A 12,565-nucleotide genomic window follows, 5' to 3' on the forward strand; every position below is an offset into this window, starting at 1 on the left:
TTCCGCCTACGTTAAGAAACTTCGGCCACTGGCTCAGAGGGCGTACAGGTCGAAGACTTGGGATGACAGAAGGAGTGGGTAGGCGGGGCTTTCATGCCCCGCCATGTACAAAGCCAATAATCCTTGAACCAAGTGCTGAGGCATAAAAGCCTCAGCTACCCCCTTGGTTTGTAAATACCAAAAAGCCCCGGGCAGATGCACGAGGCTTGGTTTGAATGAGCGTGTTGTTACTTGAAGATCTGGCCGACGTACGGCAGGAGCCAGCCCATGAGGAAACCAGCGGCTACGTAGTAGAATGTCCAAAGGGTATGGCCGAGCATTGCTCCTCTGAGGAATTCATTGATGTCCATCCCGTTTTCACCGGCTGCAATGTTGATATGGCCACAGTACGCTGCAAATTTTCCAATGCGACTTCTGAGTACGACATTTTGATCGGTTCGTAATGCGTTTAAAGCACCCTTATACCGTTCAGACGATCGCACATTGCCGAATGGAAGTCCAAGACGTCCGGCATTAAACCCAGCGAGTGAACCTGCAACCGCAGCCGCAACAATAGGTAATCCTGCTAAAAGGAACCACCAGCTTAATCCCTGACCAATGCCCCAACCTAAGAGAAGTGGGGCAAACATATTTGGTAATCCCGGAACGTAGTTTCCAACGAACACCCAGAAGATGAGCAGCAGACTGATAGTCAAGAAAAGAGGCGGATTTGCTTGTGCTACGTTGATTATAGATTGCGAGCTAAAAGCCGTAAGCAGAGCGAAACCGATGAAGAATATCCACCACCCGGCGGTGCACCATTTCGGAAACGTGTCCCAAAACCACACGCCTTTCATGTTCGTTTCATTTGTCAAAGTTACCTCCTATTTGAAATCAGTCATTTGTATTTCAACACACCGTACGTGGATTTTCAGTTTTTGTCAAGGACTTGGTATACTACCCCCATGTTCCAGACCCGAACTTTTGCGTTGCCTGATGGTGAGGTTATTACCTTTGGGGACACCCGGCAAGGGGAGGCTGATACCCGGCCAGTGCTTCTGCTTCTGCCTGGCCAAAAGCGTCTGCCACCCGGGCAACTTTCTGGTGACTTCATTGCTGAACAAGTTGACTTCCTGCTGCCGGAGTTCCGGGTGATCATGTGGAACTACCGGTTCAATGACTATCCAGGTGAAAAGATAAATATTCCTCGTCTGGCACAAGACCTAGTGGCATTTTTGGCTGCGGAAAAAATTGACCAGGTGTGTTTGTACGGCTACTCGTACGGCGGCATGGTCGCCATTCGCCTGGCCAGCCTGGTGCCGCAGAAAATCAAAGCCATGGTGCTGCTCAATGCGTTTCCCTACCTCTCCTTTACCTGGTTTGGCTTCAACCGGATTACCCTGCGGTTCCTGCTCCACCTGTCGGTTATTCCCAGCAATGTTTCTTCCCACATTCGGGAAAGCATGTACCCGTCCTTTCGCCAGCACCCCAATGGGTACCACGGTATCATTGGTCGCTTTTGCAATTGGCTGAGCCACCACGCCTTGGACACCATCTGGATTCACATCTGGAGTCCGCGCATTTGGTCTGCGCTCAAAGACGACGTGCGGCCGTTGCTCCCTAGTATTACCGCACCAACGTTGATTTTGGGTGGGCGGGCAGACGCGGCCTGCTCCTTGGAATCCGCGCGGGAATTTAAGCAGGGTTTGCCCAACAGTCAGTTGGAAGTGCTGGATAGCGCCGGGCACTACACCGTGCGCATTTGGCCAGAGTCGTTCAACCGGCCCATCCGGTCGTTTCTGGTGCAGCAGTACGGACTGCCAGAAACCGCCATGCCTATTCCACACCGAACCCCGCCGGCACCCATGCCTGCGGTTCGCCTGCTGCGAACGCTCGTGGTACAGTATTGGGAGTGGCTTCGTTCCCGCTTTCGCTAAGCTGCAAATGAATATTGGCATTGTTTCGGAATCGTACTACCCGGCAGTTGGGGGGATTTCCGAACACATCCACAACTTGGCTGCCGCGCTTCGGTTGCGCGGGCACAGTGTGAAAATAATCACCACGTCCTATGGCGAGTACGCCGATGCGCCGTACAACAGCCCGGACGTTCTTCGGATTGGGAAAGTTTTCAATTTTCATAAGAACGGTTCGCAATCGCATGTGGCCACGGGTAAGCATTTAAGCCGGCAGCTGCGTGAGATTTTTGCCAAGGAGCAATTTGACGTTCTGCACATTCACGCGCCAGAGCAGCCCATGCTGTCCCAGCTGAGTTTGCTGAACTCCACTACGGTGAATGTGGGAACCTTCCACGCGCAGTATGACCGCAGCTTACCCCTGGGTTTCCTTCGACCCTTGGTGGCGCCGGGCATGGCACGCTTGCATGCCCGCATTGTGGTTTCGGATGCGGCGCAGCAGTCCATTGCTAAGTACTTTCCGGAAGGCGCGTACACCACCGTACCCAATGGAGTGGACGTGGCACACTTTGCCAGTGGCAAACCTTTGGCAGAGTACGCAGACCGGCCTAACATACTCTTCGTGGGAAATTTTGTGATTCGCAAAGGGTTTGTCCATTTGCTGGAAGCCTTTTTGCACTTGCGAAAAACCTTGCCCAAAGTTCGTTTGCTGGCAGTAGGGGATGGGAATCTTCGGCCAACCTACGAGCGCGAGCTAGGTGACTTGGTGGGTAAAGATGTGATTTTCACTGGCCGCGTGCCAAATGAAGCCTTGCCCAACTACTACGCATCCGCGCAGGTCTACTGCTCTCCAGCAACCGGGCGGGAGAGCTTTGGCATTGTGCTGCTGGAAGCCATGGCCGCGGGTCGGCCCGTGGTCGCCTCAGATATTCCTGGGTACCGGGCAGTGGTTGGCGCTACCCAAGCCGCCCGCATGGTGCCGGTGGGTGATACCCTGGGTTTTGCTGCTGCCTTGGCGGAAGTGCTGACCCAACCCGAAAAAGCCCAAGCCATGGCCGTGGCAGGGCAGCGGGCAGCCAAGCAGTATGCCTGGGAACATATTGCAGCGCAGGTGGAGCAGGTGTACCAGCAGGCCCGAGCCGTGTACCCAGCAACCGTGCCCGTGGTACCAGGGTACCGGTGGTTGAGCGCGCTCATCCGCAGCCGCAAGTGGAAGGTAGCGCGGGAGGTGGCGCAGTAATGGACCTTACCGAATCCGTCCAGCACATTTTTGCAAGCTACGGTTTCTTTGGGTTGTACGCCATCGTGGCTTTTGAGGCATTTCAATTCGTCTTCTCCACACCCATTGGCCCCATCATTGTCTTCTTGGGTGGCTTGGCAAGCCAGGGAGCTTTTTCCGTACTCACACTCTGGCTGGTGGTGTACGCCGGGGTGGTCACCGGTGACAACCTGGGTTTTCTGGTTGGCCGAAAGTTTGGCCAACCCATTCTGCACCGTTTTGGCACGAAGCTGGTGAAGAAGGAAATGCTGGAAAAAGCAGAGAAGACTTTTTCTAAGTACGGCGCAGTGGCAATTTTTTTTACTAGGTTCATCTTCGCCACCATTGCTGCGCCGCTGAACGTCCTCGCGGGCGCATCAGACTTGCCCTGGCGCCGGTACATTGTGGCAGAAATGGGCGGGCAAATAGTTTGGACCAGCTTGTACGTGTTCCTGGGCTACTTCTTTGGAAAGCAGGTGGAGCAGTACATCAGGGTGGTTGACGATGCGAATATAACCATACTCTCCCTCAGCGCACTGATCATCATTTTACTCATCATCTGGATTCTGGGCCGAGGGATTCACCAGCACGTCCAGCACCGTAAGCGCCTGCGCCATGGAAACCAGTAGCTTCCTCCAATTCGTGACGACCTACGGGTACTTTGGGCTGTACGCGTTGGTGGCCGTGGAAGCGTTTGAGTTCATTTTTTCTTTCCCCCTCAGTCCGTTACTAGTAACACTGGGCGCCCTCAGTAGCCAAGGTACATTCATTTTTGTTTGGCTGTGGTTGGCTGCCTGGGCCGGTGCCATGACCGGGGACATGCTGGGGTACGCCCTGGGCCGGAAAGCTGGCCGGCCTATTTTGGAACGCCTGACCCGGCGGTGGCTGAAGCCCGTGGTGCTGGAAAAGTCCGAACACTTTTTTAACAAGTACGGAGCGTGGGCCGTCTTTTTTGGCCGGTTCATTTTTGCGTCCCTCGCCGCGCCAATCAATTTGCTCGCTGGCGTTTCAAAAATGCGGTTCCGCACTTTTTTCATTGCTGATGCCCTAGGTCAAGCAGTGTGGGCAACGGCGTACCTCACCCTGGGGTACTTCGTGGGGCCAGTGGTCATTGATTGGATCGAACGCATTGCCCGGGTCGGCACCTCCATACCGGCACTGCTCATTGTCGCCTTTCTCCTGAGCTTGTTCTTGGTGCACTTGCGGAGGAAGAGGAGGGGAGTGTAAAAAATTATTTACTTAAGTCGTCATGGTTCAAGACTGACGAGCGTTTTCCATTAGGGCTACCTCCCCCTACCCCCTCCTTCGAAAGGAGGGGAGGAGTTTCTTTAGTCACCCATACTCCTAGCTATCCCAAACCTTAACCCTCACACTATACTCGCCGCTACACCGAAACCCATGCCTCAGCTTGTGCCCCCCTTGACACATTCCAATACCCATGCTAGTATGGCCTGTACGCTTCTGAAAGTAACTGCAGAGACTGCAAGAGGCGTAGCAAGTTACCCCTTTAAAAAGTAGAAAATATTTTGGAGTTTCGTGGTTGGATTTTCAAATCCAATACCACGCTGGTGCCCCACGAAAGGCACCCAAAGCCGTACTACGCTGAGTCGTTGGTACGCACATACTCGCTCGATGATGGGTTCATACACCTGTCGATCAACTCCTCCCGAGCGATTCTACGCCTCGTCCATGCTGGCGACGCGCTGCTGATGGCCCCCATCTTGCGGCGTGATGGGGGCCACTGAAAGTTTGTACGTAAGTACATAGGCAGCTCACCGAACAACGAGCAACAAAAAAAGATTGATCTTACCCGGATGCTACATGCTCCGGGTTTTTTCTTTGCTTTATTCCGATAAATCACCCCGAGCAAAGCCCTTGAGTCGATCGAAAGGACGTAGTCCTTGAGCTTGTCGAAAGGGCGAGCGGAGCCAGTCGAGAGGACGCAGTCCCTGAGCGGAGTTGAAGGGTGAAGTTATTGACTTGTACAAGGTATAGTCGTAAGGTAGAACCATTCTTTAACAACTCATACTCACGGATAATCTGTGGGAGAAATTAATCACATTAGTTGTCGTCTGCGCGTCATAAAAAGAAAGTGATGTGTGCAGGGCAAGGAGGTTTGTATGGCCGAAGGTTGTGGCTTTGGGGAGTCTTGGAATAAGCCCCCAGATTGGTTGGCGTACACTGGTAAGAAGTACCGGCTCATGTTGGTGAAACTCGATGGCAGTCCAGAATCACCTAAGCACAATTATGTTTTTCTTGGGTCACATACTGAAGTGCAGTGCCTGGACACAATCCATGAAGGGGTTGTCTGCGGTTGCACAACAGTAAGCAATCCCTTTTGCAAAGGCGCATTGCAAATGTACATTCGATTGAAAGATGGATCCCCATCACTGGAGATTTCCTGTCATAGTTGTGCTATTCAATTTTTTCCAAAAATTTCTCTGGAGTATATGAAAACTTTTTGGGCAAAATATGAGCGCTGGGTAGCGGCAGGGGCAATGGAACCAAGGGATGTTCCATTTTTTACTCCATTTATCACGTTACCCGAACATGGTGGCGAAAGTATCCCGGTTTTGGAAATTCCAGTTCGAATAAAAGCCATACCAGTACTCCTGGGATTACTTCCTTCTGAGTATAGTCTGCAGCGTTCACATGCGGCGCTTACCCGTCGGTATGCGGATTTGATTAAGCTAACCAAGCAAGACCGCGATGCTATTTCGTCGCATCTTGGTTACAGGGGTTAATGTACTTTTCAACCACCGTCTCATCTGAGTCGGTGGTTTTCATTTCTTCTGAGAAATCACCCTGAGGGGAGTAAGTCTAGGGGATGAACCTGGTTATTCTTAGCGGGGCATGAAAGCCCCGCCTACCCACGTGAGGGTGGGTAGCCGTGAGCCCCCTGTCCGCCGAAATCGCAGCGATGTAGGCGGGTCGCTCGCGGCTTGGGGTAATGTATTGCAAAGACCAAAGCGAGGGCTTTGGTCTACCCACTTTTTTACAACGGACAAAAACAAAAGCAAACCCGAGCGCGGGTCTCCGTGCCCGCGCGCAGACAGGGACGCTTGGGCTTGGAGGAATAGGGGATATAAAAAACCTGGGTGGGGGAGTCACCCAAAAAAATGAACCCCGCGGCTTAGAAAAGCCGCTCTGGGGTGCATAGTATAAGTTTATTAGAAATGACTTACTAACTTTCCTCCTTCCCAATTCGTACATTCGTATTTTCGTAGTATCTATTCGTAATTCGTAACGCCGCTCTTGACACCCTCTATTAGCACTCTATACTAACGAGTGCTAACACTTATGCAAGCGCTCGAAACCCGTAAAAATCAGCTTTTCCAGGCCATTGTACGGCAGCACATTGCCCTGGGTGAACCCATTGGTTCAAAAGTCCTGGTGGAGCAGGCGGGTTTGGATTGCTCGTCTGCCACGGTCCGGAATGACTTGGCGGCGTTGGAGCAGGACGGGTATTTGACCCACCCCCACACCTCTGCCGGCCGCGTGCCCACGGAAAAAGGCTGGCGGATGTACTTGGAGCAGTTTATGCAGGAAGTGCCGGTACCCAAGAAGGCGCAGGACGCGTTGGGTAAGGCGAAGGCCGAAGGGTCAGATGAAAACCACAGCTTAAAGCAGGTGGCAAAAACCCTGGCTGAGCTTTCCCAGCAAACCGCCATCATTGGTTTTGGGCCAGATGACACGTACTACACGGGTCTGTCTCATCTTTTCAATAAGCCAGAATTCGCCGAACTGGATCTCATGCAGCACTTGTCCGAAGTCATTGACCATTTGGACACTGCCATGCGCAAGCTCATGAAGAGCAGCACTGCAGAAGACGTGCGTGTCCTTGTGGGTTCCGACAATCCCATTGATGAACGCTGCAGCCTGCTGGTGATCCGGCCTCCAAATGTTGATGACCGCGTGTTTGCCCTGCTGGGTCCCATGCGCATGGACTACGACCGCCTCCTTCCTCTCGTCCGCTTTACCCGCACGTTAATTTAATTCTGTATGACTGACGCACCTGCGCAGCCGAAGCTTGAAGAAACCGAACTGGAGAAAATGCAGAAGCAGAACCAAGAGTACTTGGATGGCTGGAAGCGCGCCAAGGCAGACTACCTGAACCTGAAGCGGGACAGTGAAAAGGAGAAAATGGAAATTGTGCAGTTTGCCAACGCGGGTTTGCTCATTGAGCTCTTTCCCATCTACGACAACCTGAAAACTGCCCTGAAGCACATCCCCGAAGGCCAGCAGAAGGAAGCCTGGGCCCAAGGGTTCCAGCATATCCTCCGGCAGTTCAAAGATTTTCTGGGCACGCTGAAGGTGGAAGAGATTGCTACGGAAGGGAAAATGTTCGACCCGCTGCTGCACGAAGCCGTAGGCAAGGAGAAGCGTGAAGGCATTCCCAGCGGGCAAATCTTGGACGAGCAGCAATCCGGCTTCACCCTGCAGGGGAAAGTGATCAGACATGCGAAGGTGACTGTCTGTGAGTAAAAATTACGAATTACGAAAACGGTTACGAAATACGAAAAAAGATACGAATATACGAATTACGAATAGAGAGCGGAGGTAACTTTCATCAATATTTCACCCCTTAACCAAATACATATGCCAATAGTCAAATGGACACCAGCAGGAAACATCTTCGATGACATGGACAGTATGTTCAACGATGCCTGGCTCCCCGTAATGCGCCAAAACTTTGCGCCAGCCGCAGACGTGTACGAGGACAAGGACAACGTGGTGGTGGAAATGCCCCTAGCGAACATTGATCCGCAGAAAGTGGACATCACCGTGGAGAACAACGTGCTTACCGTCTCCGGGAAGTCTGAGCACAAGTCCGAAGTGGATGAGAAGAGCTACTACCGTAAGGAAATCCGCACTGGTTCCTTCAGCCGCGCCATTGCCCTGCCCAAGAGCGTGCGTGGTGACAAAGCCGAAGCGAGCTATGATAAGGGTGTCCTGAAAATCGTCGTTCCCAAGGCGGAGGAAGCCAAACCGAAAACAATTAAGATCCAAGTGAAATAAGCACGACGAATTACCACCCCGGCCTCGAGTACGAGGCCGCCCCTCCTCGACGAGGAGGGGATAGGGAGGTGGAAAGTGCCACCAGCGTGATGATTGTCACCTCTTGTATCCCCTCCTTGCATAAGGAGGGGACAAAGGGGAGGTAATTCTCTCTATCTCCAACCTCTACCCATACTTCAATCCTTACCTAAACCTTCAATCTCTCCAAACATGCCCCAATTCCAGTTTCCAACCTTTAACCAGGAAAGTAAGCCAGACCATCTGCGCTTGGATGGGCATTGCCCAAACTGCGGCAAGTTGTTCGACTTCCGGAAGACCCAGGTGTTGGCGGAGGAGCAGGGCGTAACCCTCATGTACCTGAAGTGCAGCCAGTGCGCGTTGGCCGCCGTGGCGACGATGACCATGTCACCCCAAGGGTTGATGTTCCGCGGCTTGGTTACAGACCTGACGGCCCAAGACGTGCTGAAGTTCAAAGACCAAGGCAGCGTGTCGTCCGATGACATTGTGGATCTGCATATGCATTTGGACTCTGATTCGCTCACATTCTCGTAAAATAGGATTTCGGTGTGGCGGCGAGTATAGGCATAGGGTGGAGGTGAAGGCAGCAGAAGCCCAAACCTTATCTCCACACCCATACTCGCCGCTCCAACGCAAACCAAACCAGTAAGTTGTCATTCCTTTACTCATTAATCTAACAACTAGTATGTCCAAGATCCTCGGTATCGACCTCGGTACAACCAACTCCTGCATGGCCATCATTGAAGGTGGTGAGCCAAAAGTTTTGGAGAACAAAGAAGGGAACCGCACCACGCCTTCTGTCGTTGCAGTATCCAAAACCGGCGAACGTCTGGTTGGCCAAGTGGCCAAGCGCCAGGCCGTTGTCAACCCAGAAAACACTCTCTATTCCATTAAGCGGCTCATTGGTCGGCACTGGAATGATGAAGAAGTCCAGCGCGACCAGAAAGTTCTGCCCTTCAAACTCAAGCAATCTGGCGATGGCGTGAAAGTGATTTTGCAAGGCAAAGAGTATGCTCCGCAGGAAATTTCAGCCATGGTTTTGCAGAAAATGAAGGAAGACGCGGAAACCAAGCTGGGTGAGAAAATCACCGAAGCAGTGATTACCGTCCCGGCCTACTTTGACGACAGTCAGCGCCAAGCCACCAAAGACGCGGGTGAAATTGCCGGCCTCAAAGTCAAGCGCATTATCAACGAGCCAACCGCAGCCGCGCTCGCCTATGGTTTCAACAAGAAGAAGGACGAGAAAATTGCAGTGTACGACCTAGGCGGCGGCACATTCGACATTTCCATTCTGGAAGTCAGCAATGACACCGTGGAAGTGAAAGCCACCAACGGGGACACCCACCTGGGCGGCGACGACTTTGACCAAATCATTATCCACTGGATAATTGACGAGTTTAAGAAAGACCAGGGGATTGACCTTGGCCAAGATCAGATGGCTTTGCAGCGCTTGAAGGAATCTGCGGAAAAAGCCAAGCACGAGCTTTCCACCACCGCGGAAACGGAAATCAACCAACCTTTCATTACCACGGACGCATCCGGCCCCAAGCACTTGGCCCTCAAACTCACCCGCGCCAAACTGGAGCAGCTGGTGGGCGATCTCGTTGAGAAAACCTTGGAACCAACCAAGAAAGCTTTGGCTGATGCCGGCCTGAAAGCCAGCGACATCAATGAAGTCATCATGGTCGGTGGTATGACCCGCATGCCTCTGGTGCAATCCACCGTGGAAAAATTCTTTGGCAAAAAGCCGCACCTGGGTGTGAACCCAGACGAAGTGGTAGCCATCGGCGCCGCAGTTCAAGCCGGTGTGCTGCAAGGTGAAGTCCGCGACGTGCTGTTGCTGGATGTCACCCCGCTCACCCTGGGCTTAGAAACCCTGGGCGGTGTGTCCACACCTTTGATTGACCGCAACACCACCATTCCAACCAGCAAATCCCAAGTGTTCTCCACAGCCGCGGACAACCAGACCAGCGTGGAAATTCACGTGCTGCAAGGGGAGCGACCCATGGCCAATGACAACAAGTCCCTGGGCCGGTTCATCCTCAGCGGCATTCCGCCGTCACCCCGCGGCGTGCCCCAGGTGGAAGTCACCTTTGACATTGACGCCAACGGCATCCTGAACGTGAAAGCCAAGGACAAGGCTAGCAACAAGGAGCAGAGCATTACCATCACCGCGTCGTCCGGCTTGTCCAAGGACGAGGTGGAGAAGATGAAGCAGGAAGCGCAGGTTCACGCCGAAGAGGACAAGAAGAAGCGCGAGCTCATTGACATGCGTAACATGGCCGACAGCCTGGTCTTCACCGCGGAGAAGAGTCTCAAAGACGCGGGCGACAAAGTCCCAGCCGACGTGAAGAAGGAAATTGAGGAAAAAATGGAAGCCGTGAAAAAGGTGAAGGATGGGGATGATAAGGATGCCATCAAGAAAGCCACGGATGACCTGGGGCAGACGATACAGAAGATTGGTCAGGCGATGTATAAAGGTAGCGAGCAGGCGAGTAAGCAAGCTGGCGAGTCAGCAGGAGGGGAGAAGTCTGGCGAAGCACCCAAGGATGATAAAGGTCCGGTGGATGCGAAGTACGAGGAGGTGAAGAAGTAATTTGGTAGGGGCGCCGAAAGGCGCCCTTTAACACTTCATATATGATTGAATTAAAAATTACCGAAGAAGTTCGATCCTACTATTCAGAACTGCAGGGGTATCTCTCGCAATTTCCTATTGCCAAGAGTCCAAGTGATGTAAGTGATGATTTTTCAATGGTTGAACGACTCAATGGGGTCATTGATAAATTGCAGACTTTATGTAATGAGGATTTGAGCCGCTTCAAGGTTAGCAGCCCGCCAGGATACGATTCACAGTACTTTCTTATTTCTCAGTACCGTACATTGGTTGGTGGTTTAATTTCTCGACTGCACGCCAAGTTTTTTTCAAATGAACCCCCACCATTTTCTGGAATGCCAAGCACAGTGAATCACTTTTCTCAAAGTCAAACACAAAACCAGTCACAAAATATGCAGCTAGTTATGGAGGTAACTGAGATAATAACAAAAAGTCTGGCCAATACTGATATTCCCCAAGATGAAAAAACGTTTTTGCAGAAGGTAAAGGAAATTTTACCAACAATCAATGGAGGATTAGACTTAGTACAGAAAGTGAGTGCAATTGCTGCACAATTAGGTATGAGCATTGAAGCGGTGAGTAGACTCCTTCGTTAGTTTTTGATAAACCTCTAGAGATATAAAACCATGAAGTTATTCATTTTTGGTGCGGGGGCTTCAAGAGGATCAACTAATAAGAATGTAGAGCATAATTCATTGCAGGCGCCCTTAGCTAATGAATTATTGGATGATATCTACAAATCTTATGCTGATGCTTTAGATTTAAATATTGATGTTCTAAGGGCGGATTATAAAAAGTATAAAGAGGAGGCATTACTAAATAAACAAGTGGTTAGCTTAGAAACCTGGATGACTGATTTATGGCATAAAGCACATGCGGGCGCTGGAAGTCTTACATCTGAAATCATTACATCATACAGAGGGTTTCTTGGACGGTTTGCGCATTACTTAAGGTGGATGCTCCAAGAAATTTCACAATTGAAGAGTAACTCAGAATTGTATCGTTTACTATTGATTAAACTACATGAGGAAGGTGTAAATGGTGTTGAACATGCATATGTAAATTTTAATTACGATACACTATTTGATATTGCATATGATGATATTTGGGGGACAACGCTCTCTGACATTGATTCTTACACCTCACATCGAATTTTAAAGCCTCACGGCTCGATTAATTGGTTTGCTCAAAAGAGAGATCAAGATGGTGGAATACCTTCAAAACATGCTGATAACGATGAAAGGAATAGATATCGCGTCGCGTCGCGGAATCTCTTTAATGGGAGTCCAGTGGACCTTAAAGATCATAGGACTTATGATCCAAAGAGTACGCTATTACATAATTCCAGTTTTATTGGTAGCTCTGATTTTAAAGGGGACTATTTTCAGCCACTAATTTTTTTGCCACTTTCGGAAAAGATGTTTGACCACATTCCTGAGTTAAGCAAAAAGATTGAAAAGGCTGCATCAGAAATACTACCAAATGTTGATCAGGTTTATTTGATTGGCTATCAGGCAAATGATAAACTGATTCATGAATGGATAAGTACATATATTAAGAAGGCGGTTCTACATGTTGTGAGTAATACAGAGGATTCATGTAATGCCTTAATGAGTAAAATGCAAGAAATGCATAAAGATGTGTTTGAAAAGGGAACGGTAACATATGATGCAAATGACACTTCGTTTAAAAATGGCTTCTATAATTTTGTTGAGAGTTATGGTAACAAACAACAAAAAGAAACTTAGAGAAAATTGGATGAAG

The 12,565-nt window shown here is 50.6% G+C and carries 13 protein-coding genes; 12 read left to right on the forward strand and 1 reads right to left on the reverse strand.

The window, feature by feature from the left end; all coding sequences use genetic code 11:
- Positions 1-227: 227 nt before the first annotated feature.
- The gene (locus tag WCV85_04295) at positions 228-854 is read right to left on the reverse strand and encodes a hypothetical protein (protein ID MFA6474074.1); all 627 of its coding nucleotides are present in this window, start codon (positions 852-854) and stop codon (positions 228-230) included.
- 90 nt (positions 855-944) lie between these two features.
- Between WCV85_04295 and WCV85_04300 the strand changes: the two genes are divergently transcribed.
- The 12 genes from WCV85_04300 (at position 945) to WCV85_04355 (ending at position 12,549) form a co-directional block, all read left to right on the forward strand.
- The gene (locus WCV85_04300; GenBank protein MFA6474075.1) at positions 945-1,916 is read left to right on the forward strand and encodes an alpha/beta hydrolase; all 972 of its coding nucleotides are present in this window, start codon (positions 945-947) and stop codon (positions 1,914-1,916) included.
- A gap of 7 nt (positions 1,917-1,923) precedes the next feature.
- Positions 1,924-3,132: a glycosyltransferase family 4 protein gene (locus tag WCV85_04305; GenBank protein ID MFA6474076.1), complete on the forward strand. Its 1,209-nt coding sequence runs from the start codon at positions 1,924-1,926 to the stop codon at positions 3,130-3,132.
- Positions 3,132-3,779, forward strand: a complete 648-nt coding sequence (locus tag WCV85_04310; GenBank protein ID MFA6474077.1) for a DedA family protein — start codon at positions 3,132-3,134, stop codon at positions 3,777-3,779. The genes WCV85_04305 and WCV85_04310 overlap by 1 nt, the downstream gene beginning before the upstream one ends.
- On the forward strand, positions 3,766-4,377 hold the full coding sequence (locus WCV85_04315) for a DedA family protein (GenBank protein ID MFA6474078.1): 612 nt from the start codon (positions 3,766-3,768) through the stop codon (positions 4,375-4,377). Before WCV85_04310 ends, WCV85_04315 begins: the two co-directional genes overlap by 14 nt.
- Positions 4,378-5,270: 893 nt before the next feature.
- Positions 5,271-5,894, forward strand: coding sequence for a hypothetical protein (locus WCV85_04320; protein MFA6474079.1), 624 nt, complete (start codon positions 5,271-5,273; stop codon positions 5,892-5,894).
- Between the two features lie 556 nt (positions 5,895-6,450).
- Positions 6,451-7,146, forward strand: a complete 696-nt coding sequence (locus WCV85_04325; GenBank protein ID MFA6474080.1) for a hypothetical protein — start codon at positions 6,451-6,453, stop codon at positions 7,144-7,146.
- Positions 7,147-7,152: 6 nt separating this feature from the next.
- Positions 7,153-7,635: a nucleotide exchange factor GrpE gene (locus WCV85_04330; GenBank protein ID MFA6474081.1), complete on the forward strand. Its 483-nt coding sequence runs from the start codon at positions 7,153-7,155 to the stop codon at positions 7,633-7,635.
- Positions 7,636-7,749: 114 nt separating this feature from the next.
- The gene (locus WCV85_04335) at positions 7,750-8,169 is read left to right on the forward strand and encodes an Hsp20/alpha crystallin family protein (protein ID MFA6474082.1); all 420 of its coding nucleotides are present in this window, start codon (positions 7,750-7,752) and stop codon (positions 8,167-8,169) included.
- Between the two features lie 210 nt (positions 8,170-8,379).
- On the forward strand, positions 8,380-8,721 hold the full coding sequence (locus tag WCV85_04340) for a hypothetical protein (protein MFA6474083.1): 342 nt from the start codon (positions 8,380-8,382) through the stop codon (positions 8,719-8,721).
- A gap of 151 nt (positions 8,722-8,872) precedes the next feature.
- Complete coding sequence (dnaK, locus tag WCV85_04345) at positions 8,873-10,783, forward strand: molecular chaperone DnaK (protein MFA6474084.1); 1,911 nt, start codon at positions 8,873-8,875, stop codon at positions 10,781-10,783.
- 41 nt (positions 10,784-10,824) lie between these two features.
- On the forward strand, positions 10,825-11,397 hold the full coding sequence (locus tag WCV85_04350; protein MFA6474085.1) for a hypothetical protein: 573 nt from the start codon (positions 10,825-10,827) through the stop codon (positions 11,395-11,397).
- A gap of 30 nt (positions 11,398-11,427) precedes the next feature.
- Entirely contained in the window at positions 11,428-12,549 is a 1,122-nt protein-coding gene (locus tag WCV85_04355) for a hypothetical protein (GenBank protein MFA6474086.1), read from the forward strand.
- Positions 12,550-12,565: the final 16 nt, after the last annotated feature.

The organism is Patescibacteria group bacterium (assembly GCA_041665345.1).
GTDB lineage: Bacteria > Patescibacteriota > Patescibacteriia > PEXW01 > PEXW01 > JBAYJA01.